Here is a 21,312-nt window from a genome sequence, read left to right on the forward strand (position 1 = left end):
AGGGACGTGGCGCTCCAGCGAGAACTCGTAGAACAGCTTGGCCTGATCCACCTGCCGCTCTCCCATCATCGCCGCGTCCCCCCGCCTCAGCAGGAGTGAATCAGGCCGGAGTCACGGCTTCAACAGTCCTTTTTCAACAGCCTCAGTCAGCTCCGGAACTCCATGCCGCGGATCGTAGGGCACGGCCGGCTCGAACTCTCTCGTAGTCGCGGTCCTTCGTTGGAAATGGCGCCGACCAGCCTCCAGACATCTTGGCGTCGCGCGGCGACGCACCTTAGAATCTGGGCCTCGATGCGATCTCCATTCGAAGCTTTCCTGCGCCAGGAGCGGGTGATCCGCAGCAGCGAGACCTATGGCCGCGCGCTGAGCGTGACGGCGGAGGGATGGCGGCTGTCGGACGATCCGCGACGGGTGAAGCCGAAGGCCGAGCTCCTGGCCTCGAACCGGACCGCGGCCGACGCCGCCGCTCTGGCGCGCATGGCCGCCTCGCTGCTTCCGGAGCACGGCTTCCACAAGCCCTCCGGCGCCTGGTGGGGCTCGGACGGAGAGCGCTTCTATCGCTTCAGGATCCACGGTCGCCGACCTGGCTTCGCCGCCGTGGTCCTGGCGTCCGGGGTGGCGGGCGCGGCCGCCATCTACCTCGGCCTGCGCCATGCGCGCAGGGGCCACGCGAAGGCCTGACGTCCAGCGTCCCGGCTTTGTTCAGGGTTGCCGCGCTCGACAGAGAGCGTAGCGCTGGGTTCACCTGGCGCGCCGATGCGAGAGCAGGACGAGAGAGGAGCCTCCGATGACCGACGGCAATCAAGGCGAAGGCCTGCAGCTGCGTTCGCTCGTCACGCAAGACGGGACGCTGCAGCTCTCGCTCGCCAAGGTCCCCATCCCGACCCCCGGGCCGGACGAGATCCTGGTCCGCGTCGAAGGCGCGCCCATCAACCCCTCCGACCTCGGCCTGCTGCTCGGCCCTGCCGACCTTGCGACCCTGCAAGTGTCCGGCGTCGGCGAGGACGCCGTGGTCCGCGCCAACATTCCCCAGCAGTTCGCTCGGGCGGTCGCCGGCCGCGTCGGCGAATCCCTGCCGGTCGGCAACGAGGGCGCAGGCGTGGTCGTCGATGCGGGTGCGGACGCGAGCCGCCTGGTCGGCAAGACGGTCGCCCTCCTGGGCGGGGCGATGTACGCGCAATATCGGCTCGCCAAGGCCGCCGACGCCCTCGCGGTCCATGACGACGCGACGCCGAGGGACGCCGCCTCGTGCTTCGTCAATCCGCTGACCGCGCTCGGCATGGTCGGCACCATGCGCATGGAGGGCCACACCGCGCTCGTCCACACCGCCGCCGCCTCCAACCTCGGCCAGATGCTGGTGAAGATCTGCCTCAAGGACGGCGTCGAGCTGGTGAACATCGTCCGCAAGCCCGAGCAGGCCGCGCTCTTGAAGGGCCTCGGCGCCAAGCACGTCGCCGACTCGTCCGCGCCGACCTTCATGGACGACCTGATCGCCGCCTTGAGCGAAACCGGGGCCACGATCGCCTTCGATGCGATCGGCGGCGGCAAGCTTGCCGGCCACATCCTCACGGCCATGGAAGCGGCGGCGGTCAGGAAGGGCGGCGGCGCCTACAGCCGCTACGGCTCGACCACCTTCAAGCAGGTCTACATCTACGGCGGCCTCGACACGGGTCCCACCGAGCTGAACCGCGCCTTCGGCATGCAGTGGAGCCTGGGCGGCTGGCTGCTCACCTACTTCCTTCAGAAGGTCGGTCCCGTCGAGGCGGGCAAGCTGCGCCAGCGCGTCGCCGACGAGCTGAAAACCACCTTCGCCAGCCACTACACGGCCGAGATCAGCCTCGTCGAAGCCCTGCAGCCCGACGTGATCGCCGCCTACAACAGGAAGACCACGGGCGAGAAGTACCTGATCAACCCGAACAAGGGGCGCTAGGGCCCTACCGTCACGGCAGGCGGTAGAACTTCCTCGCCGTGTCGCGGTAGAGCAGCGCCTTCTCGGCGGACGAGGCGCCGGCGGTGATGCGCTTGAAGGCGTTCCACAGGTTGGCGTAGCTGCAGCTGGCCCGATCGACCGGGAAGTTGCTCTCCAGCATCGACCGCTCGGGCCCGAACGCCTCGATGCAGGTCTCGATGTAGGGCCGCCAGGCTTCGGCGAGCTCGGCGGAGCCCGGCAGCACCTCGCGCTTGTGGTGATCGAAGCCGCAGATCGTCATCCCGAGGCCGCCCAGCTTGACCCACACGTTCGGCTGCCGGGCGAGCTCGGCGATATCCGCGCGCCAGCCGGCGAACACCTCGTCGCGCCTGCCGGCATAGGGGCCGATGCCCAGCGGGCCGCCCACGTGATCCAGCACGATCAGGGTCTCGGGGAAGGCGCGGGCGAGGTCGGTCACCTCCGGCAGCTGCGGGTGGTACTGCCAGGCCTCGAAGGAGAGCCCGAGCGCGCTCAGCCTGGAGAAGCCCTCGCGGAAGGCCTGCGAGGCGTAGAGCCCGCGCGGCGGATTGGTGTGGCTGTTGCGGACCGCCTCGCTGGCGTCCCAGCCGCCGGCGTGGCGGACGCCGCGGAAACGGCCGTTCCCGGCGCGGACCTGCCGTTCCAGCACCGGCTCGACGGCCGCGCCCATGGAAAGGTCCGCCCGGCCGACGATCCCCTCGCAGGCGAGCACCGGGCAGGCGCGGCCCGACTCATTGCCCACCAGCGGGTTGTAGCGGTCGCTGGCGGCCATCGCGGCGACGCCGCCCGCGAACTCCACCTCGCCCACGAACTCCCATCCCGGCGCGGCGCCGGCCCGATAGAACGAGCCGCACTCGACGAAGACGGTGCTTTCGATCCTGTGGCCGCCGCCTACGACATCCTCCAGGAGCTCGGCCAGCATGTAGCGGCTGCCGGGGAAGTCCCAGAGGTGATGGTGCGGATCGCAGATCGGCAGGTGCGGTTCGAGGACGTCTTCGACCGGCGCGGGCTCTGGCATGGGCGTGCTCTCTCACTGAGACGAAATGAGCATGCAGCCTGGCCGCAGCCGTTGGCGAGGTCCACGTCTCGTTGGCGGTCACCGGGTGGCCCGGGAAGCTCGGCAGGCGCGATCCGCCTAGCCGACGGACCGGCGGGGCGGCATCGGCGGCGCGCGTCAGCCGGCGTGGGCCTCGCTCGGGGCGGCGGCGTGGCGGCCGTAGTGGCGGGCGAGCCACGCGGCGGTCTGGGCGCTCTCCTCCGCGAGCCAGCTGCGGAAGCGTCTGACCTGCGGCCGCACGACGGTGTCGCTGCGGAAGCGGGCCTGGAAGGCGTGGCTCGTCCAGGTCCCGGTGGAGGCCGCGAACGGCAGCGAGAGACGTCCGTCGTCGATCAGCTCGGCGAGCAGGGCCACGCCGCAGATGGCGAGGCCGGCGTCGGCCAGCACCGCATCGAGCACCGGCGTGATCCGCTGGAAGCGGATGCCGCGCTCGGGCGCGGTGCGCCGCAGCCGGTGCGCGGCGATCCAGCTGGCCCAGTTGGGCGCGGCCGGATCGTCCTTGTAGAAATCGAGGTGCAGCAGCGGGAAGCCCTCGAGGCGCTCGCGCCTGTCGAGCTTGGCGATGCGCGCGGTGTTCTCCGGCGAGGAGATGGGCAGCAGGAAGTCGCGGAACAGCAGGTCGCCGCCTTCGCGCTGCGGACCGAAGCGGATCTCGCAATCCACCGGCCCGAGCCGCAGGGCGCCTTCGCCCTCGCCGTTGATGACGAACAGGACGTTCGGATGCGCGGCCTTGAAGGCCTTGATCCGTGGCTTCAGCCAGAGGTCTGCGAAGTCGGAGCCGGCGGCGATGTGGATCTCCTGGCCGCGCTGCAGGTCGAGCAGCGTGGCGGCGGCCTCGAGCTCGCGAAACGCCTGGTCGAGATGCGGCAGCGCGGCCCGCAGCGACGCAGTGGGGCGCAGACCGGAACGGCCTCGCGCCAGAAGATCGAGGCCCAGGTAGTCCTCGAGCGCCTTGATCCGCTGGCCGACGGCGGCCGGGGTGATGGTCAGCGCGTCGGCGGCGGCCCGCAGGGATCCCGTGCGGATCGCGAGCTCCAGGGCCTGGAGCGACCGAAGGTGGGACGTCACGGTCACCTGAAGAAACTAAAGGTGAGCTTTATTCACAGCAAGAAGTTTTAGATTGGCGCGCGCCGCCGGCGGGTGGAAAATCCCTGCGAAACCAGGGGAGCGCGGATGCCTCAACTGAAACGATACCTGATCGAACGCGACATTCCGGGCATCGGCGGGATGTCGATCGTGGAGCTCTGCGGCGCGGCGCGGGCCTCGAACCGGGCGATCGAGCAGGTCGGCGGCGCGGTCCAGTGGCAGCACAGCTACGTGGCCGGCGACAAGACGTTCTGCATCTATCTGGCGGAAGGCGAAGACGCCATCCGCAAGCATGCCGAGCTGAGCGGCATACCGGTCACCAAGATCATCGAGGTGCCGCAGATCATCGATCCCACCACGGCCAACAACTGACGGCCGGCGGGCCGCCATTCCAACAGGAGGTGAACCATGAGGGCCCTGCTCTCGGCGCTGTTCAGCGCGTGCGTCTATCTGTTCTTCCTCGCCACGTTCCTCTACGCGATCGGCTTCGTGGAGGGCGTGCTCGTCCCCAAGGGCATCGATTCCGGCGTGGCCGGCGGGCTTTCGACCTCGCTCGGCGTCGACCTCGCCCTGCTCGGCCTGTTCGCCGTGCAGCATTCGGTGATGGCGCGGCCGGCGTTCAAGCGGGCCTGGACCCGCCTCGTTCCCGAGCCGCTCGAGCGCAGCATGTTCGTGCTCTTCGCGAGCCTGGTCCTGGCGCTCACCATGTGGCAGTGGCGGCCGCTGCCGGCGAGCGTGTGGGCGGTCGACAACCACCTCGCAGCGACGGCGATCCTGACGGTCTCCTGGGCGGGATGGGCGATGGTGCTGATCAGCACCTTCCTGATCAGCCACTTCCACCTCTTCGGCCTGACGCAGGGCTTCTCCCGCCTGCTGCGCCTCGAGCCGCCCGCCACGAGCTTCGTGACGCCGGTGTTCTACCGCTGGCTGCGGCACCCGATCTACGCCGGCTTCATCCTGGCGTTCTGGGCGTCACCGCGCATGAGCCTCGGCCACCTGGTCTTCGCCGTCGCCACCACCGGCTACATCCTGATCGGCATCTGGCTGGAGGAACGCGACCTCGTCGCCCAGTTCGGCCAGCGCTACCTCCGCTACCGCGAGACCGTCGGGATGCTGTTTCCAAAGCTGCCCGCGTCGTCCCGCTCCCGCGACGTGCCGGTGAACTGACCGAGCGCCATCCTTGCGTAGGAACCCCGTCATGCAACAGCAGCACAGCTATCAGGATCTGCTGGAGGCCTCGCAACGCGCCAACTGGCGGATCGACGACATCATCGGCGGCGACAAGCGGCTCGATTTCGCGAAACCCTTCCTGCCGGAGACGTTCGCCCGCACCGAGGCGCTGGCCTTCCTGAGCGCCGAGGAGAAGCTCAAGCTCAACCACGTGCGCTCGCGCGGCTATCTGGCGATGTTCGAGCTGGTGGAGCAGTTCATCGTGCCCTTCGTCTCCGAGCAGGCGGCGGAGGGCCCGGAGGACGACCCGCACCGCGCCAAGGCGCTCCGCCAGTTCGTCCGCGAGGAGAACAAGCACCGGGAGCTGTTCCGCCGGTTTCTCGCCGAGTTCGACGAGGGGTTCGGCGTTCCCTGCGGTCTGATCGGTCCGGCCGAGGAGATCGCCAAAGCGATCCTCGCCCACGACGCCCTGGCGGTCGCCATCGCCGTGCTCGGCATCGAGTGGATGTCGCAGGCGCATTACGTGGAGAGCATCGAAGGCGACCAGACGCTCGATGGCCAGTTCAAGAGCCTGCTGAAGCACCACTGGCAGGAAGAGGCGCAGCACGCCGAGCTCGACGCCTTGATGCTGACGGGCATGGCGCGGAGCGTCGCGGCCGCCGACATCGAGGAGGCCATCGACCAGTACTTCGATATCGGAGGGTTCATCGACGGCGGCTTGAAGAGCCAGGCCGAGCTCGACCTGCAGGCCTTCGAGCGGGCCGCCGGCCGGCCGCTGAGCGCGGCGGAACGCGACGCGTTCGTGCGCGAGCAGCATCAGGCGCTGCGCTGGACATTCCTCGGCTCGGCGATGCGCAACGCCAACTTCCTCGCCGCGCTGGACGGCCTCGGCGGCCAGGCCCGCGCCCGCGTCGAGCAGGCGGCGCCGGTGTTCTGCTAGCCGGCGAGGATTCCCGGCGGGCGCGGACGGGCGGCGGATCGTTCAGCCGCCGACGCCGTTCGACAGGGGCCGGCGCGCGACAACGCGCCTGGGGCGCGCGCCGCGCCCATCGCCGCCGGAGAAGGATTGGAAAATGGCCACCTCGCATGAGCGTCCTGTCGCCATCGTCACCGGCGCCGGCGCCGGGGCCGGCCGCTGCATCGCCGAACGGTTCGCCCGCGAGGGCTGGCGCGTCGGGCTGATCTCCCGCGGCGAGGCGCGGCTGCACGACGCCGCGGCTGAGGTCGAAGCGCTGGGCGGCGAGCCGCTCGTGCTGCCCTGCGACGTGGCCGACTGCGCCGCGGTGTTCCGCGCGCGCGACGCCGCGCTCGCGAAGTGGGGACGCCTGGACGCGTGGGTGAACGCGGCCATGGTCACGGTGGTCGGACCGGTCTGGCGGGTGACGGCCGAGGAGTACCGCCAGGTCACCGAGGTCACCTACCTCGGCTGCGTCCATGGGACCCTGGCCGCGCTCGAGCCGATGCTCGCCGCCGACCGCGGCGCGATCGTGCAGGTGGGCTCGGCGCTGGCCTACCGCGCGATCCCCCTGCAGTCGGCCTATTGCGCGGCCAAGTTCGCGATCCGCGGGTTCACCGACTCGCTTCGTTCCGAGCTGATCCACCGGAAGTCGAAGATCTCCGTCACCATGCTGCAGATGCCGGGCATGAACACGCCCCAGTTCGATTGGGCGCGCAACAAGCTGGCCGACGAGTACCAGCCGGTCGGGGCCGTCTATGACCCGAGCGTCGCGGGCGAGGCCGCCTGGCGGGCCGTCCGCGACGGGCCGCGCGAGCTCTGGGTGGGCCGCAGCGCCATCGAGGCGATCGCCGGCCAGATGCTCGCGCCACGGGCGCTCGACCGCTACATGGCGCACAGCGCCTGGGAGGGCCAGATCACCGATCAGCCGAACCCGCACGGCCCGGACAACCTGATGGCGCCGGTCGCCGGCCACCAGTCGGAACGCGGCCGCTTCGGGGCGCGCGCCAAGCCCCGGGCCGCCATCGTCGATCCGGCGCGGCTGCGGATGGCGGGCGCGATGGCGGCGGCCGGCGTGGTCGGGGCGGCGATGCTCGGCATGCGCGCGCTTGACCGCAAGGCCGCCAGGGCCGCCTGAACTCCGTGCCCCCGGTCTTACCAGAACGCGAGACGCGCGATTCCGGGACCCCCGCCGGAACGGACCTCCGGTCGGCCGCGTCGTCGCGCAGGATCGAGGATTACGCGCTCATCGGCGACTGCCATACCGCCGCCCTGGTGCATCGCGAGGGGGCGGTCGAGTGGCTCTGCTGGCCCGCGTTCGATTCCGACGCTTGCTTCGCAGCCCTGCTCGGAAACGGCGAGAACGGCCGCTGGACCCTGGCCCCCCGCGCGCCCGTCGAGGCCCGCTCGCGGCGCTACCTCCCCGAGGCCCTGGTGCTCGAGACGCGCCTGAGGACTGCGGGGGGCGAGGCGGTGGTCCTCGATTTCATGCCCCCGCGCGGCGCGGTTTCGCGCCTGGTCCGGATCATCAGGGTCGAGCGCGGCGAGATGGGGTTCTCCTCCGAGCTGTCGCTGCGGTTCGGCTATGGCGCGCTGCAGCCCTGGCTCAGGAAGGCGCAGGATCGGATCTTCGCGGTCGCCGGTCCGGACGGCGTGGTCGTCGCCGGGGACCGCCCCTGGCGCGTTCGCGGCGCCGACTGCCGGTGCGAATTCAGCCTCCGCGCGGGCGAAGAGGCCGCCTTCAGCCTCAGCTACTACCCCTCGCACGAGCCGCCTCCCGAGCCTCCCGATGCGCGCCGGGAGCTGGCGGCGTGCGCCCGCTGGTGGCGCGACTGGGTCGGCCGCTGCGGCTACCAGGGACCGTGGCGCGAGGCGGTGATCCGCTCGCTGATCACGCTCAAGGCGCTCTCCTACGGGCCGACCGGAGGATTCGTGGCGGCCCCGACGAGCTCGCTGCCGGAAAACCTCGGGGGCGGCCGCAACTGGGACTACCGCTTCTGCTGGCTGCGCGACGCCACCTTCACGATGCTCTGCCTGCTGCAGACCGGTTACGAGGCGGAGGCCGCCGCCTGGCGCGACTGGCTGCTGCGCGCCGCGGCGGGCGATCCCGAGGACCTGCAGCCCATCTACACGCTCCGCGGCCGGCGCCGCCTCGTCGAATGGGAGGCGCCGTGGCTGGCGGGCTTCGACGGCTCCCGCCCCGTGCGGTTCGGCAACGCCGCGTCGACCCAGCAACAGCTCGACACCTTCGGCGAGGTGGTGGACGCGCTGTTCCAGGCGGAGCGGAACGGGGCGTCGATGACGGCCGCCGAGCACCGGCTGCAGAGCCAGCTGGTGGCCCACGTGGCGAAGATCTGGCGCCGCCCGGACCGGGGCATCTGGGAGGTGCGCGGCCGCCCGCGCCGGTTCACCCATTCGCAGGCGATGGCCTGGGCGGCGCTCGACCGAGGCGTCCAGGCGGCGGAGCAGTTCGGGATGGAGGCGCCGCTCGAAAGCTGGCGCACGCTGCGCGACCGCATGCGCGCGGAGATCTGCGAGCGCGCCTACAATCCCGCCCTCGGCGCGTTCACGCAGGCCCTGGACTCCGACGTGCTGGACGCCAGCGTCCTGCTGCTGCCGCACGTGGGCTTCGTCGAGGCGGACGATCCGCGGATGGTCGGCACGGTCGAACGCATCCAGCAGAGGCTCATGTGCGACGGCTTCCTGCGCCGCTACGACCCCAAGACGGCCGACGACGGCGCGCCCGGCTCGCAGGAGGGGGTGTTTCTCGCCTGCACCCTGTGGCTCGCCGAAAACCTGGCGCTGCAGGGCCGCGGCGACGAGGCCGCCGACCTCATCGAGCGCGTGCTGGCGGTTCGCAACGACGTGGGCCTGCTCAGCGAGGAATACGATCCCGGCGCCGGCGTCCTGACCGGCAACTTCCCGCAGGCGCTGTCGCATCTCGCGCTGGTGAACGCCATCCTGACGCTGTCCGGCTGGGGCCCGGCGCAGGCGCGCGGATCGCGGGGGCGCGACGGGGTGACGGGCGGCGCCCGCCCGCCAGCTCGGAGCGAGGCTCAGCCGACCTCGAAGACGCCGGCTGCGTGAGCAACGCAGAAGAACCAGCCCTCCGCCGCGGCGGACTCTCGCGGTTGACCACGACGGCGGCGGGGGCCATGCCTGGCGCGTGCTCCGAGCGGGATCAGGAGGGCTGCAAGACGGACCGAGGCGGCTGAGCGGCCTCGTGCTGCTGCTCGTGGCGTTCCTGCTGCGGGCCGGGATCCCGGACGGCTGGATGCCGAACCTCGGGGGCGCGGGCGCGGGCCCGTTGGTGATCTGCACGGGCGCGGGGCCGCTCAATGTCCACGAGCCGTCGCGGCGCTTCCCCGCCAAGCCGCGTGCCCCCGGTCACGGCCCCGTCTGCGCTTTCGCTGGGCTGGGGTCCGTCCCGCCCGTCGCGCCGCCCGTCATTGCGCCGCCGCGCTTCACCGCGCTTGTGCTGCTCGGTCCGGCGCCGCCGCGCGAAGCGCCCGCCAAAACGTGGCGCCGCCAGCACTCCGCCCGGGCCCCGCCGTTGCTCGTCTGACCTGACGCGAGCGCCCCGCCGCGCAAGGCGGGGCACGACTTCCCCTCAGACGGAGCGCGCGCATGCGCCATCAGATAAGCCTTGCAGGCTCGGCGGCGGTCCTCGCCCTGGGCTTCGCCACCCCCGCCGCGGCGCACGCCGTGCTCGGCAATCGCTTCTTCCCGGCGACGATCGCCACTGACGATCCCGGCGTGGCCGACGAGCTGTCGCTGCCGGTCGTCTCCTCGTTCCGGACGGGCGACGATCCCGCGCTTCGCGAACTGGACGCCGCGGGCGAATGGTCCAAGCGCCTGACGAACGACCTCGGCGTCTCGTTCGGCGACGCCTGGACCCGCCTGAAGGGCCCCGACGGCGAGACCGCGCAGGGATTCCAGAACCTGGAGACGACGCTGAAGTACCAGCTGGTCCGCGATCCGGCGCACGAGGCGATCCTCGCGGCAGGGGTCAGCTACGAGTGGGGCGCCAGCGGCGCACGGCGGGTGGGCGCCGAGCGGGCGTCGACGGTGACGCCCACCGTCTACTTCGGAAAGGGCGCGGGCGACCTGCCTGAGCCCCTGGCCTGGGCGCGGCCGCTCGCGGTGACCGGCCTCGTCGGCTATGCGATCCCGACCAAGGCGCACAGCGACGAGGGGCGCAACCCGCAGGTGCTGAGCTGGGGCCTGGCGGTCGAGTACAGCCTGCCCTACCTCGCCGCGCACGTGAAGGACCTCGGCCTGCCGGCTTTCCTGAACCAGCTCACCCCGCTGGTGGAGCTTTCGTTCGAGCGGCCGGTCGCGCACGGCGGCGGCGGCGAGCGGACCACCGGGACGGTCAATCCGGGCGTGATCTGGTCGGGGCGGCATTTCCAGGTCGGCGCCGAGGCGACGCTGCCGATCAACCGCGAAAGCGGGCGCGGCACGGGTTTCATCCTCCAGGCGCACATCTTCCTCGACGACCTGTTCCCCAGGTCGATCGGCCGGCCGATCTGGTAGGAGGCGAAGATGATCGGACAACTCGCGCTCGCCGCGCTCATCGCCCTCGCCGGGGCCGGTCCGGCGCTCGCCCACGCGCGCCTGCTGCACGCGATCCCGAGGGTGGGTTCGACGGTGAAAATCGCGCCCCGCGACCTGGAGCTGTCCTTCAGCGAGTCGATCGACGTCGGCGGCTCGAGCGTGACGCTGCTGGGACCCTCGGGCCGTGTAGCGACCGGGCCGCTGACGCGCGATCCCGCCGATCCGCGGATCGTCCACGTGCCGGTGAAGCGTGCGCTGCCGCCCGGAACCTACCGGGTCGAGTGGGGAATGACCTCCACCGACACCCACCACACCGACGGCGACTTCAGCTTCAAGGTGGCGCGCTGAGCTGACGGCTACTCCGCCGCCAGCGCCTCGATCTCGGCCGGCGAGCAGCCGAGCTCGGCGAGCAGCGCCTCGGTGTGCTGGCCGATGCCGGGCGCCATGCGCGGCGCCGCCTTCGCCTCGCCGCTGATCTGGAACGGGCGGTCGAGGGTGCGCAGGCCGTCGCCGTCGGTGATCTCCGGGAACAGGCCGTTGGCCTCGATCTGCTCGTCGCCGAGATGGTCGTAGATGTTGGCCACCAGGCCGAAGGTGACGTCGCCGTCGTGCAGGATCTTCGCCCAGTGGCCGTAGGGCTGGGCGGCGAACAGCTCGTCGAACAGGGCCACCAGGGCGGGACCGTTGGCGAGCCTGGCCTGCGGCGTGGCGAAGCGGGGATCCTCCAGCCACTCGGCGTGGCCCACGGCCCTGGCCAAGAGCGGCCAGTCGCGCGCCGGGTTGGTGCTGGTGATGATGAAGTAGCGGTCGTCGGCGGTGTGGTACATCTCATTGAGCGCCCCGCGCGCGCCGCGCGGCGGGCGGCCCACCAGCTCGTAGCCGCAGAGCGCGGCCTGCACCTGGCAGGCGTTGGACCACAGGCCGTTGGCCAGCAGCGAGGTGGTCACCTCCGAGCCCTCGCCGGTCAGCCGGCGCTTGTAGAGGGCGGTGACGATGGCGCCGTACATGGCCATGGCGGTCGGATGGTCGCCCATGCCGGGCATGGACAGCGCGGGCTCGGCCTCGGCGCTCGGGCGGACCATGTCCATCAGCCCCGAGCGGGCCCACCAGACGGTGGCGTCGAAGCCGGTGCGTTCGCGCTCCGGGCCGTGCTCGCCGTAGGGAGAGAGCGAGGCGTAGATCAGCCGGCTGTTCAGCGGCATCAGGTCCTCGGCCCGGACCCCGAGGCGCGCGCGCGCCGGGACCGGGATGTTGGTGATGAAGACGTCGGCCTTCCTGACCAGCGCCTGCAGCACGGCGCGGGCCTCGGGCCGCCGAAGGTCGAGGGCCAGGCTCTCCTTGTTGCGGGAATCGACGGCCCAGAAGTAGTCGACGTCGTCCGGCGTGCCGCGCAGCCGGAACAGGTTGCGGTAGGCGTCGCCGATCCCCGGCGGCTCGATCTTGATCACCCGGGCGCCGAAGTCGCTGAGCACCGTCGCCGCGGCGGGCCCGGCGATGAAGCTTGCGCAGTCAATGACCAGAAGGTCGCCGAAAAGACCGGTCGGCATCGTGTGCTCTCTCCAAGAATGACGGGCGGCGGCTGGCTCGCGGCGGCGCTCGAGGCGCGGCTAGTCGGGCAAGGCGACCGGGTCGCCGGCGGCGCGGCGGCCGCCCTCCAGCCAGCGGGCGAGGCCGGGGCTGGCGGCGCGACGCGCGATCGCCTCGTAGCGCGCGACGTCCTCGGGCGTCAGGCATTCGCGCCAGCGGCCGCTGCGGCCCTGGTTGATGAACCGGTCGGCGCCGCGGTCGAACGACATCTTGAGCTTCGGGAAAAGCGCGTCGCCGTTCTGCTTCATGGATTCGAAGCGGGCGGCTTCGACGAGCGCCGGCATCAGCGCCTCTGGGGTGGCGATCTCCAGGAAGTCGGAGATGCGGCGCATCTCGCCGGCAAGGTCCTGCTTGAGGTCGTTGTAGTGCACGAGCAGCAGGTTCGGCCGACGCCGCTCGCGCCAGTAGCTGGCCTCGAAACCGAAGTACGCCGCCGCGGCCCGCTCGGGATCGTCGAGCGCGGCCTCGAGCTCGTCGAACCACTGCAGCAGATAGGCGCGGTGATCCGTCGGCGGCGCGGACGGCGGGCCGGACGGGGCGGCGCCGCGCTCGGCGGCCAGCGCCATCGCCTGGGCCGCGATGCGGCCCCGCGCCTCGGGGGTGAAGCCCTGCTCGTGGTTCTGCCAGGAGAGCCGCGCGTCGCGGCCGTCGCGGCCGACGTGAATGTACTTGACGGTGTCCCACACCGGCAGGGCGTCGAACGGCAGGTGGGACTTGATGTAGCGACGGTGGGTCTGGGCCTCGAGCGTGGCGAGGTCGTCCTCGATCGGATTGAAGATGGTGGCGTCCAGCCACGGCGAGATGTCGCCGAACGGCCGCACGTCCGGCGACTGGAAGACCAGCATGTCGACGATCCGCTGGGTCCAGGTGGTGCCGCACTTGGGGAAGGTGGCGACCACGATGTCGCCGTCCCGCGGCCGGAACGACTCCCACCGGCGGCTGTCGGTCACCGGCGACTGGACCATGCGCTCGGGCGCGCGCTGCAGCTTGGGCATCTCGAACCCCCTCTTCATGTCACCCCGTTATAGCGCGCGGAATCGCGCCGGTCGCGCCTGCGGCTGTTGGCGCGCCCGCGGCCGCAAGCTATGTGGCGCGGCGAGGGGGATATGGAACGAGTGCGAGGAACGCCATGACGTCCATCCCATCCCCAGCCCTTGCCGCCCTCATCGCCGTCTCGGCCGCCACGGCGGCGCTCGCCCAACCCGCCGCCCCGGCCGGCGTGCAGGCGGGGACCTACGCGATCGAGCCGATCCACACGCGCGTGCTGTTCGCCGTCACCCACACCGGCAACTCCACCTGGTACGGCGACTTCACCCATGCGTCCGGAACCCTGACGCTCGATCCGAAGAACCCCGCGGCCAGCAAGCTCGAGGTCTCGGTGCCGGTCGACACCGTCTCGACCACCAACGCCGTGCTCGACAAGGAGCTGAAGGGGGCGGACTGGTTCGACGCGGCCAAGTTCCCGACCATGACCTTCCGCTCGACGAAGATCACGCCGACCGGCCCGCAGAGCGCCGACGTGGCGGGCGAGCTCACCCTGCACGGCGTGACCAAGCCGGTGGTGCTGCACGCCAAGCTCAAGGGCGCCGGGCCGAGCCCGCTCAGCCACGCCTACATGGTGGGCTTCGACGCCACCGGGCGGATCAAGCGCAGCGAATTCGGGATCAGCAAGTACCTGCCCGCCGTGGTCGGCGACGACGTCGACCTGATCCTCTCCGCTCCTTTCGTGAAGAAGGCGGGCTAGCTCAGGCCGCCAGCGTGTCCTGGAAGCGGACCGGCTCGCCGCGGTGCGGGGCTGTGACCTCGTCGTCGCGCATGACCACGGTTCCGCGGATCACGGTCGCGGCCGGCCAGCCCTTGGCCTCCAGCCCGACGAACGGGGTCCAGCCGACGCGGCTCGCCATGTCCTCGTGGCGGAACGGCCGGCGCGCCTTCAGATCGACGATGGTGAGGTCGGCGTCGTAGCCCACGGCGAGACGGCCCTTGTCGGCGAGGCCGAACAGGCGGTTGGCGCCATGGCTGGTGAGGTCGACCAGCCGCTCGAGGCTGAGCCGGCCCTCGGCGACGTGGGTCAGCATGATCGGCAGCAGGGTCTGCACGCCGGGCATCCCGGAGGGCGAGGCGGGATAGGGCCGGGCCTTCTCTTCGGCGGTGTGCGGCGCGTGGTCGGAGCCCAGCACGTCGGCGACCCCGTTGGCGACGCCCGCCCAGATCCCGGCGCGATGCTCGGCGGTGCGGATCGGCGGGTTCATCTGGGCGTAGCCCTTCAGCCGCTCGTAGGCCTCGGGGCCTTCCAGGGTCAGGTGCTGCGGGGTGACCTCGACCGAGGCGACGTCCTTGTGCGCGGCGAGGTAGACGATCTCCTCCGCCGTGGAGACGTGCAGCACGTGAATGCGCTTGCCCAGGCGCCTGGCGATGCGGACCAGCCGCTCGGTGGACTGGATCGCGGCCTGGACGTCGCGCACCTCCGGATGGCTCGTCCAGTCGCCGGTGCGCGCGAGCGGACGACGCTCTTCCAGGCGGTACTCGTCCTCGGAGTGGAAGGCGGCGCGGCGGTTGATGTGCGAGAGCACGGCCTCGACGCCCGCGTCGTCCTTGACCAGGAGGGTGCCGGTCGAGGCGCCCATGAACACCTTCACGCCGCAGCAGCCGGGCAGGCGCTCCAGCTCGCCAAGGAAGGAAGCGTTCTCGTGCGTGCCGCCGATGTAGAAGGCGTGGTCGCAATGCATGCGGCCCCTGGCGCGGGCGAGCTTGTCGGCGAGCGCGTCGGCGTCGGTGGTGTTGGGCTCGGTGTTCGGCATCTCGAAGACGGCCGTGACGCCGCCCAGGACGGCCGCGCGCGAGCCGCTCTCGAGGTCCTCCTTCCACTCCAGGCCGGGCTCGCGAAAGTGCACCTGGGTGTCGATGACGCCGGGCAGGACGGTGAGCCCCCTGGCGTCGAACACCTCGCCGGCCGAGGCCTGAGCGAGGTCGCCGATGGCGGCGACCTTGCCGCCGCGCACGGCGACGTCGGCCCGGCCGCGGCCGGCGTGGTTGACGACCTCGCCGCCGCTGACGATGAGGTCATAAGTTTCAGCCATCGGAGGCCTCCGGCTCGGCCGGCTGGGCGGCGGGGGCGGTCTCGGCCAGCAACTCCTCGGCGGCGCGCGCCACGGCGTCCACCGAGAGGTCCATCATGTGGCAGATGGCCTGGTTCAGCCTCGGATCCTGGGCCTCGATCTGCTCGAAGCTGCGGGCGGTGCGCGCCACGCGGGTGAGCGGACCGTAGGGGCCATAGAGCCGCTCGTCGGAGGGGCCGAACAGGCCGAGCGTCGGGATCCCTGCGGCGGCGGCCAGGTGCATGGCCCCGGAGTCGTTGCCGATGAACAGGCGCGCGTGCTTCAGGCAGGCGAAGGCGGTGAGCAGGTCGACCTTGCCGGCGATGTCGATCAGCTGGCCGCGGGAGACCACCTCCTTCAGGTCGCGCCCGAGGTTCTGCTCGCCGCGGCCGCCGACCACCATCAGCCGCCCGCCCGCGAGCGGCGCGCCAGGCCTGCGCAGCAGGCGGATCGCGACCTGGCTGAACCGCTCCAGCGGCCAGGTCTTGCCGACCCAGTTGGCGGCCGGCGCGATGGCCAGGATCGGCCCGGTCCCGGCGGTGAGCTCCTCCGCGTAGGCCTCGATCTCGGGCGAGGTGTAGATGAACGGCGCGGCGGGCTCGTCCTCGATGCGCAGCACGCGGGCGGCCTCGATCACCTTGTGCGTCGGCGGCCCGGGCTGGCGGCGCAGGATGGCGCGGCGTTTGGCCGAGAGGAACCGCGAGACCCCCGAGCCGCGCAGGTCGACGATCAAGCCCCAGCGGCGGCCGCGGACCTTGCGCCAGAGGTCGAACCAGTGGCCGCCGTCCTTCTGCTTGGCGAAGACGATCAGCTCATCGAGGCCGGGGACCTCGGAGAACAGCGGCGCGGCCTCGGGGCCGGCGACGATCGTGAAGCGCGCGCCCGGCACCTCGTCGGTGAGCCGCTTGATCAGCCCCGAGGACAGCACCGCATCCCCGATCCGCGTCGAGGTGATGAACAGAATCGGGAAGGTCCCGCGGGTCATGGCGTCCCTCTATAGGGCGCTCGCGGCTGGCGCTCCACTCATCGCGAGCCCAAATTGCGCAGATGGCTGATAGCTTGACCTTCGCCCCGCTCGCGAGCCGCGCGCTGATCGCCGTCCGCGGCCCCGGCTGGCGTGACTTCCTGCAGAACCTGCTGACCCAGGACGTGGAGAGCCTGCGGCCCGGGGAGGCGCGGTTCGGGGCGCTGCTCACGCCGCAGGGGCGGCTGCTGCACGACCTGTTCATCGTCGGCCGCGAGGACGGCTGCTGGCTGGACGTGGAAGCCGCGCAGCGGCAGGCGCTGATCCAGCGGCTGATGATCTACCGGTTGCGGGCGAAGGTGGAGATCGCGGCCGATCCGACCGACGTGGCCGCGGTCTTTCCCCGCGCTGGCGGGAATCCGAGCGGCGGATCCATCGCGGCTGGCTCAGCTTGGGCCCCCGTCTTCGCGGGGGTGAGCGGAACATGGCTCGCCGATCCGCGGCTTCCCGAGCTGGGCTGGCGGGGGTATGCGGCGGCGGCGCCTGCGGGCGCGACGATCGGGAGCGAGGCGGACTACGAGGCGCATCGGCTGGCGGCGGGCGCGCCGGGACCGGGCGACTGGGGCGTCGAGCGCACCTATCCGATCGAGGCCGACTTCGACCTTCTCAACGGGATCGACTTCCAGAAGGGCTGCTTCGTCGGCCAGGAGACCACCTCGCGGATGAAGCGGCGCGGGCAGGTGAAGAACCGCATGCTCCCGATCGCGTTCGAGGGCCGGCCGCCGGCGTTCGGGACGGAGGTCATGGCGGGCGAGCGGCGGGCCGGCGAGGTGCTCACCGGGCGCGAGGGCCGCGCCATGGCGCTGCTGCGGCTCGACCGCATCGAGGGCGCGGCGCTGAGCGTCGACGGTCGGTCCGTCAAGGTCGAACGGCCGCCCTGGCTCCACCCCCGGGAGGCGTGACGGCGGGCCTCAGTTCCCCCGCGGCGCGTATCGGCTGGACTTTCAGTTTACAGCGTTCTTCACTTCTTGTTCGCCATGTTCGGGCCAGCATGCTTGGCGGCGCGAATCAGCGGCTTGGGGGAATACCGTGCCACTCATCACCAGCGACATCGATCCTGACTACAACGCGCTCGTGGAAGGCGACTCCGGAGCGGGCGCCGATTTCCCGTGGGAACACGCTGCGACGGACACCCACGTCCTCGACCACGCCCTGAAGCCGCCGACGCACGGCGGCGGGGGCGGCGGCGGAGGCGGCGGCGGGAGCACCTTCCCGACGCAGGCCATGGACGCCCAGGCCGGCCCGACGTTCGACACCAATGCGACGGTCAACGGCAACTACTTCATCCCGCCGGACAGCACCTCCGCGGCCGGCCAGACGGCCATCCTGGTGGGCGTCAACGGCGTGGTCGAGGAGTTCGACCGCGGCGGGACAGACGGGAACACGCTGACGTCCCATGCGGGCTTCAAGCTCGATGACGTGTTCTCTGGGGCCACCGGCTTTCTGGGCGGCGCGTTCGATCCGCACATCATGTACGACGCGGCGAGCGACCGCTTCATCATCGTCGCGGTCGACCAGAATGCGACCAACAAGACAAGTCAGCTGCTGGTCGCGGTGTCGAACAACGGCTCGCCGCAAGGGGCCGCGGACTTCCATGCCGTCGCCATCGACGCCACGCAGGCGGCGAGCGGCTCGTGGGCGGACTTTCCGCAGGTCGGTCTCGACCACAGCGGGAATATCTACATCACCGGCAACATGTTCACCTTCGCGGGGGGCAGCTATTCCGGCACGCGGCTGTGGGTGGAGAGCGAAACGAACGTATCGGGGGGCGTGGGCGCGAGCGCGGTCAACGTCTCGGCCGTCGGCGCGGGGGCGAACGACTTCTTCTCGGCCGCGCCGACCAACATGGGGAGCGCCAGCGGCAACTTCCTGATCTCGTACAATTCGGCGACCAACGCGGCCGGCCACAACGTACTGCACGTCGTACACGTCGATGCTAGTGGGAACCTTGGAGCCGAGCAGACCATCGACCTCGGCGGAAAGATCGACCAGCTGACGACCTTCGCCGGCATCTCTGTCCCGGAGCCCGGAACCAGCCATACGCTCGACGGCGACGACAGCCGCACCAGCCTGGCGGTGCTCAGCGGCAACAACAACCTGTACGTCGCCGCGACGATCCTGCCGACGAGCGGCGCCGACGCGGGCCACGCGACGGCGCACTGGTTCCAGCTGGGCGTCGACTCGTCCGGCCATGTGTCGCTGCTGAATCAGGGCGACGTCAGCGGGAACGCGGCCTTCCCGGGTTCGAACCTCAGGACCTTCTATCCGTCGCTCGCGGTGAGCACCGATGCGAACGGGAACGACGAGCTCGCCATCAGCTTCTCGACCAGCGCGCCGCAGACGGGGACCGCCTACGACGGCTTCCCGAGCGCCTACGAGGAGACGATCAATCCGGGCACCGGGACGTCGACGTTGGGCTGGCAGCTGCTGGAGGGCGGCCTGGCGAACTACTACCGGACGTTCGGGACGCACGACAACCGGTGGGGCGACTACAGCTCGATCTCCGCCGATCCGCTGCATCCCGGCCAATACTGGGCGTTCAACCAGTTCGCGGAGACCCACGGCACGTCGCTGCTGGGCGAGAACGGGCGCTGGGCGACCGAGCTCGGGCTGTTCAGCTGAAGCTGCCGGGCCGGCGGCGCAAACCGCCGGCCCGCACCGCTACTTCACCGGCACCATCAGGTGGGCGTAGGGCGTGCCCGCCCACATGACGTAAGGCGCGGCGGTGTTCGGGTCCGGCGAGGCCGGATAGCCGGCGAGCAGGGACTTGTCGCCGACGATCATCACGTGCGGCCCGGTCTTGATCCAGTGGTTCTTGCCGGTGGGCTTGCCGGCATAGGGATCGGTGTTGCTGGCGTCGGTGCCGCCCGCCAGCATGTACATGAAGCCGGTCTTCTGCGGCGGCGGCTTCTTGGCGAACATCGCCTGGATCCACTCCATGGCGTTGGCGTCGGCGCACATCGGATCGGGGCCCGGCGTCTGCGGATCGTCCGGGATGCAGGTGAAGCCGTTCGTTCCCTTGCGCAGCATGTGCATGCCGCCCTTGGCGTCCATGGCCATGATGGCGGCCTTGCCGCTGACCGCCATCGGCGCGGCCTTCTCGGCGCTGGCGATCATGGCCGCATCGCCGCCGCCCTTGGCCATGGCGGGCTTGGCGGGTCCCGTCCCCGCCATCTTGTCCGCCGCCCAGACCCCCGACGCCACCGCGAGCACCGCCGCGGCGACCGTGACCCTCAGGATAATGACCTGCCTGTGCATGGCTCCCTCCCTGAACCACTCGCTGGATTGCATAGCCGTAACACTGTTACGTGGCGACGCAAGAGCGTGAGCGTGCCGCCGGGTCTGCGACAGTTGGAAGCCTTGGGAGACGCGCGTCGCCGCGGCGGCTTGTCCTCAGCGCCCGGCTCGGCTGAAAGTCGGCCTCGATGGACTCGAGTCCCACCCGTTGCGCCTGGCGCGGCATGGCCGGCGATGCGCTCTATGAGGCCTACCACGACGAGGAGTGGGGGGCGCCGGAGCGCGACCCGCGCGCGCTCTGGGAGAAGCTGGTGCTGGACGGCTTCCAGGCCGGGCTCTCGTGGATCACCATCCTTCGCAAGCGCGAGGCGTTCCGCGCGGCGTTCGAGGGCTTCGATCCGGAGCGGGTGGCGCGGTATGGCGAGGCCGAGCGCGCGCGGCTGATGGCCGATCCCGGGATCATCCGCTCCAACGCCAAGATCGACGCGGCGATCGACAGCGCGCGCATCTACCTGGCCATGCGCGAGCGCGGCGAGGACTTCTCCGCGTTCTGCTGGAGCTTCGTGGACGGCCGGCCGGTCCAGAACGCCTGGACCCTGGACAGCGGCATCCCCGCCCAGACGCCGCTCGCCCTCGAGGTCTCCAAGGCGCTGAAGGCCAAGGGGTTCAAGTTCGTCGGGCCGGTGATCGTCTACGCCTGGATGCAGGCGGTGGGCCTGGTCAACGACCACCTGACCTCCTGCTTCCGCTACGAGCCGGTCACCGCGATGGGCGGTCACGCACATGGCTAAGGGCCCGACCATGCTGCTGGAGCGGGCGTTCGTGGGCGGGCTGGTCTGCGGCGTGGACGAGGCGGGGCGCGGGCCGTGGGCGGGGCCGGTGTGCGCGGGGGCGGTGATCCTGGAGAGCAATCCGAGGAAGGTCCCCAAAGGGCTCGACGATTCCAAGAAGCTGTCGGCCAGGACGCGCGAGGCGCTGGAGCCGGAGATCAAGGCCCGGGCCGTCGCCTGGGGCGTCGGCTTCGCCTCGGTCGCGGAGATCGCCAGCCTCAACATCCTGCACGCCACCGGCCTCGCCATGCGCCGGGCGGTCGAGGCCATGGCGGTGAAGCCGGCCTTCGCCCTGGTCGACGGCAACTACCGCTTCGAGCTGCCGTGCGTAGTGACCACGGTGGTCGGGGGCGATGCGAAGTCGAAGTCGATCGCCGCGGCCTCGATCCTGGCCAAGGTGGCGCGCGACCGGCTGATGGTGGAGATGGACGCCCTCTATCCCGGCTACGGCTTCGCCAGCCACAAGGGCTACCGCGCGCCGATCCACGCCGAGGCGCTGCTCAGCCTCGGCCCCTGCGAGATCCACCGCATGGCCTGGGGCCCGGTGAAGCTGGCGCTGATGGGCAAGGACCCGCTGATGGCGTTCGACGAGGCAGGCCAGCAGGACCAGCTGCCGTTCGCCGATTGATCGGCTGAATCAAGCCGGTCCCGCCGGCCGCGCGTCAACGCCGTGCTCGCCGCCTGAGGCGATCGACCGGCGCGGGGCCCGCTTAACTTGTCGTTGACCACGTCGGTCAACCGGGCCTTCACCATAAGCGCTCCA

At 71.0% G+C, this 21,312-nt stretch carries 22 protein-coding genes; 15 read left to right on the forward strand and 7 right to left on the reverse strand.

The genetic code is table 11. From position 1 onward, the window contains the following. Positions 1-291 precede the first annotated feature (291 nt). Entirely contained in the window at positions 292-681 is a 390-nt protein-coding gene (locus tag Q0W60_RS12925) for a hypothetical protein (RefSeq protein ID WP_297696218.1), read from the forward strand. A gap of 106 nt (positions 682-787) precedes the next feature. Then, positions 788-1,930, forward strand: a complete 1,143-nt coding sequence (locus tag Q0W60_RS12930; RefSeq protein ID WP_297696220.1) for a zinc-binding dehydrogenase — start codon at positions 788-790, stop codon at positions 1,928-1,930. A 10-nt stretch (positions 1,931-1,940) separates the two neighbouring features. Here Q0W60_RS12930 and Q0W60_RS12935 read toward each other — a convergent pair whose 3' ends face one another. Both Q0W60_RS12935 and Q0W60_RS12940 read right to left on the reverse strand, forming a co-directional pair. After that, on the reverse strand, positions 1,941-2,966 hold the full coding sequence (locus Q0W60_RS12935; RefSeq protein ID WP_297696222.1) for an amidohydrolase family protein: 1,026 nt from the start codon (positions 2,964-2,966) through the stop codon (positions 1,941-1,943). Between the two features lie 156 nt (positions 2,967-3,122). Next, positions 3,123-4,079, reverse strand: coding sequence for a LysR substrate-binding domain-containing protein (locus Q0W60_RS12940; protein ID WP_297696224.1), 957 nt, complete (start codon positions 4,077-4,079; stop codon positions 3,123-3,125). A 99-nt stretch (positions 4,080-4,178) separates the two neighbouring features. On the opposite strand from Q0W60_RS12940, the gene Q0W60_RS12945 reads away from it, so the two are divergent. From Q0W60_RS12945 to Q0W60_RS12980, 8 genes are all read left to right on the forward strand, one after another. Continuing rightward, complete coding sequence (locus Q0W60_RS12945) at positions 4,179-4,463, forward strand: DUF4242 domain-containing protein (RefSeq protein WP_297696226.1); 285 nt, start codon at positions 4,179-4,181, stop codon at positions 4,461-4,463. 36 nt (positions 4,464-4,499) lie between these two features. Then, complete coding sequence (mddA, locus tag Q0W60_RS12950) at positions 4,500-5,258, forward strand: methanethiol S-methyltransferase (protein WP_297696228.1); 759 nt, start codon at positions 4,500-4,502, stop codon at positions 5,256-5,258. 31 nt (positions 5,259-5,289) lie between these two features. Beyond that, entirely contained in the window at positions 5,290-6,201 is a 912-nt protein-coding gene (locus tag Q0W60_RS12955; protein ID WP_297696230.1) for a hypothetical protein, read from the forward strand. A 133-nt stretch (positions 6,202-6,334) separates the two neighbouring features. Next, positions 6,335-7,354: an SDR family oxidoreductase gene (locus tag Q0W60_RS12960; protein ID WP_297696232.1), complete on the forward strand. Its 1,020-nt coding sequence runs from the start codon at positions 6,335-6,337 to the stop codon at positions 7,352-7,354. Positions 7,355-7,359: 5 nt separating this feature from the next. After that, positions 7,360-9,303, forward strand: a complete 1,944-nt coding sequence (locus Q0W60_RS12965) for a glycoside hydrolase family 15 protein (RefSeq protein WP_297696234.1) — start codon at positions 7,360-7,362, stop codon at positions 9,301-9,303. 136 nt (positions 9,304-9,439) lie between these two features. Beyond that, a complete protein-coding gene (locus tag Q0W60_RS12970; RefSeq protein ID WP_297696236.1) occupies positions 9,440-9,781 on the forward strand; it encodes a hypothetical protein in 342 nt (113 codons plus the stop codon). A 62-nt stretch (positions 9,782-9,843) separates the two neighbouring features. Beyond that, positions 9,844-10,752 (forward strand): hypothetical protein, encoded by a 909-nt coding sequence (locus tag Q0W60_RS12975; RefSeq protein ID WP_297696238.1) that lies wholly within the window; start codon positions 9,844-9,846, stop codon positions 10,750-10,752. 9 nt (positions 10,753-10,761) lie between these two features. Beyond that, positions 10,762-11,121 carry a copper resistance protein CopC gene (locus tag Q0W60_RS12980; RefSeq protein ID WP_297696240.1) on the forward strand — a complete coding sequence of 120 codons (360 nt, stop codon included), beginning with the start codon at positions 10,762-10,764 and terminating at the stop codon, positions 11,119-11,121. Between the two features lie 8 nt (positions 11,122-11,129). Here Q0W60_RS12980 and Q0W60_RS12985 read toward each other — a convergent pair whose 3' ends face one another. Both Q0W60_RS12985 and Q0W60_RS12990 read right to left on the reverse strand, forming a co-directional pair. Continuing rightward, a complete protein-coding gene (locus Q0W60_RS12985) occupies positions 11,130-12,320 on the reverse strand; it encodes a CoA transferase (protein ID WP_297696242.1) in 1,191 nt (396 codons plus the stop codon). A 60-nt stretch (positions 12,321-12,380) separates the two neighbouring features. Beyond that, positions 12,381-13,355, reverse strand: a complete 975-nt coding sequence (locus tag Q0W60_RS12990; RefSeq protein ID WP_297696244.1) for a sulfotransferase domain-containing protein — start codon at positions 13,353-13,355, stop codon at positions 12,381-12,383. 134 nt (positions 13,356-13,489) lie between these two features. Between Q0W60_RS12990 and Q0W60_RS12995 the strand changes: the two genes are divergently transcribed. Beyond that, positions 13,490-14,104: a YceI family protein gene (locus Q0W60_RS12995; protein WP_297696246.1), complete on the forward strand. Its 615-nt coding sequence runs from the start codon at positions 13,490-13,492 to the stop codon at positions 14,102-14,104. A gap of 1 nt (position 14,105) precedes the next feature. Here Q0W60_RS12995 and Q0W60_RS13000 read toward each other — a convergent pair whose 3' ends face one another. Then, positions 14,106-15,440 carry a dihydroorotase gene (locus Q0W60_RS13000; RefSeq protein ID WP_297696249.1) on the reverse strand — a complete coding sequence of 445 codons (1,335 nt, stop codon included), beginning with the start codon at positions 15,438-15,440 and terminating at the stop codon, positions 14,106-14,108. Beyond that, positions 15,433-16,443 carry a glycosyltransferase family 9 protein gene (locus Q0W60_RS13005; RefSeq protein WP_297696251.1) on the reverse strand — a complete coding sequence of 337 codons (1,011 nt, stop codon included), beginning with the start codon at positions 16,441-16,443 and terminating at the stop codon, positions 15,433-15,435. The genes Q0W60_RS13000 and Q0W60_RS13005 overlap by 8 nt, the downstream gene beginning before the upstream one ends. A gap of 62 nt (positions 16,444-16,505) precedes the next feature. Here Q0W60_RS13005 and Q0W60_RS13010 point away from each other — a divergent pair, with 62 nt between their 5' ends. Both Q0W60_RS13010 and Q0W60_RS13015 read left to right on the forward strand, forming a co-directional pair. Beyond that, positions 16,506-17,384, forward strand: a complete 879-nt coding sequence (locus Q0W60_RS13010) for a folate-binding protein YgfZ (RefSeq protein WP_297696253.1) — start codon at positions 16,506-16,508, stop codon at positions 17,382-17,384. Between the two features lie 127 nt (positions 17,385-17,511). Next, positions 17,512-19,104, forward strand: a complete 1,593-nt coding sequence (locus Q0W60_RS13015) for a hypothetical protein (protein WP_297696255.1) — start codon at positions 17,512-17,514, stop codon at positions 19,102-19,104. Positions 19,105-19,143: 39 nt separating this feature from the next. On the opposite strand, the gene Q0W60_RS13020 is transcribed toward Q0W60_RS13015, so the two are convergent. Continuing rightward, positions 19,144-19,740, reverse strand: coding sequence for a hypothetical protein (locus Q0W60_RS13020; RefSeq protein ID WP_297696257.1), 597 nt, complete (start codon positions 19,738-19,740; stop codon positions 19,144-19,146). 167 nt (positions 19,741-19,907) lie between these two features. Between Q0W60_RS13020 and Q0W60_RS13025 the strand changes: the two genes are divergently transcribed. After that, positions 19,908-20,510, forward strand: a complete 603-nt coding sequence (locus tag Q0W60_RS13025) for a DNA-3-methyladenine glycosylase I (RefSeq protein WP_297696259.1) — start codon at positions 19,908-19,910, stop codon at positions 20,508-20,510. After that, positions 20,503-21,177, forward strand: a complete 675-nt coding sequence (locus Q0W60_RS13030) for a ribonuclease HII (protein WP_297696261.1) — start codon at positions 20,503-20,505, stop codon at positions 21,175-21,177. Before Q0W60_RS13025 ends, Q0W60_RS13030 begins: the two co-directional genes overlap by 8 nt. The last annotated feature ends 135 nt before the right edge of the window (positions 21,178-21,312 follow it).

Source organism: Phenylobacterium sp. (genome assembly GCF_025934275.1).
GTDB lineage: Bacteria > Pseudomonadota > Alphaproteobacteria > Caulobacterales > Caulobacteraceae > Phenylobacterium.

Bases quoted from the DNA above. Each gene is read 5' to 3' on its own strand.
- Q0W60_RS12925 (WP_297696218.1), top strand. From the start codon at position 292: ATGCGATCTCCATTCGAAGCTTTCCTGCGCCAGGAGCGGGTGATCCGC.
- Q0W60_RS12930 (WP_297696220.1), top strand. From the start codon at position 788: ATGACCGACGGCAATCAAGGCGAAGGCCTGCAGCTGCGTTCGCTCGTC.
- Q0W60_RS12935 (WP_297696222.1), bottom strand. From the start codon at position 2,966: ATGCCAGAGCCCGCGCCGGTCGAAGACGTCCTCGAACCGCACCTGCCG.
- Q0W60_RS12945 (WP_297696226.1), top strand. From the start codon at position 4,179: ATGCCTCAACTGAAACGATACCTGATCGAACGCGACATTCCGGGCATC.
- mddA (WP_297696228.1), top strand. From the start codon at position 4,500: ATGAGGGCCCTGCTCTCGGCGCTGTTCAGCGCGTGCGTCTATCTGTTC.
- Q0W60_RS12955 (WP_297696230.1), top strand. From the start codon at position 5,290: ATGCAACAGCAGCACAGCTATCAGGATCTGCTGGAGGCCTCGCAACGC.
- Q0W60_RS12960 (WP_297696232.1), top strand. From the start codon at position 6,335: ATGGCCACCTCGCATGAGCGTCCTGTCGCCATCGTCACCGGCGCCGGC.
- Q0W60_RS12975 (WP_297696238.1), top strand. From the start codon at position 9,844: ATGCGCCATCAGATAAGCCTTGCAGGCTCGGCGGCGGTCCTCGCCCTG.
- Q0W60_RS12980 (WP_297696240.1), top strand. From the start codon at position 10,762: ATGATCGGACAACTCGCGCTCGCCGCGCTCATCGCCCTCGCCGGGGCC.
- Q0W60_RS12985 (WP_297696242.1), bottom strand. From the start codon at position 12,320: ATGCCGACCGGTCTTTTCGGCGACCTTCTGGTCATTGACTGCGCAAGC.
- Q0W60_RS12990 (WP_297696244.1), bottom strand. From the start codon at position 13,355: ATGCCCAAGCTGCAGCGCGCGCCCGAGCGCATGGTCCAGTCGCCGGTG.
- Q0W60_RS12995 (WP_297696246.1), top strand. From the start codon at position 13,490: ATGACGTCCATCCCATCCCCAGCCCTTGCCGCCCTCATCGCCGTCTCG.
- Q0W60_RS13000 (WP_297696249.1), bottom strand. From the start codon at position 15,440: ATGGCTGAAACTTATGACCTCATCGTCAGCGGCGGCGAGGTCGTCAAC.
- Q0W60_RS13005 (WP_297696251.1), bottom strand. From the start codon at position 16,443: ATGACCCGCGGGACCTTCCCGATTCTGTTCATCACCTCGACGCGGATC.
- Q0W60_RS13010 (WP_297696253.1), top strand. From the start codon at position 16,506: ATGGCTGATAGCTTGACCTTCGCCCCGCTCGCGAGCCGCGCGCTGATC.
- Q0W60_RS13020 (WP_297696257.1), bottom strand. From the start codon at position 19,740: ATGCACAGGCAGGTCATTATCCTGAGGGTCACGGTCGCCGCGGCGGTG.
- Q0W60_RS13025 (WP_297696259.1), top strand. From the start codon at position 19,908: ATGGACTCGAGTCCCACCCGTTGCGCCTGGCGCGGCATGGCCGGCGAT.
- Q0W60_RS13030 (WP_297696261.1), top strand. From the start codon at position 20,503: ATGGCTAAGGGCCCGACCATGCTGCTGGAGCGGGCGTTCGTGGGCGGG.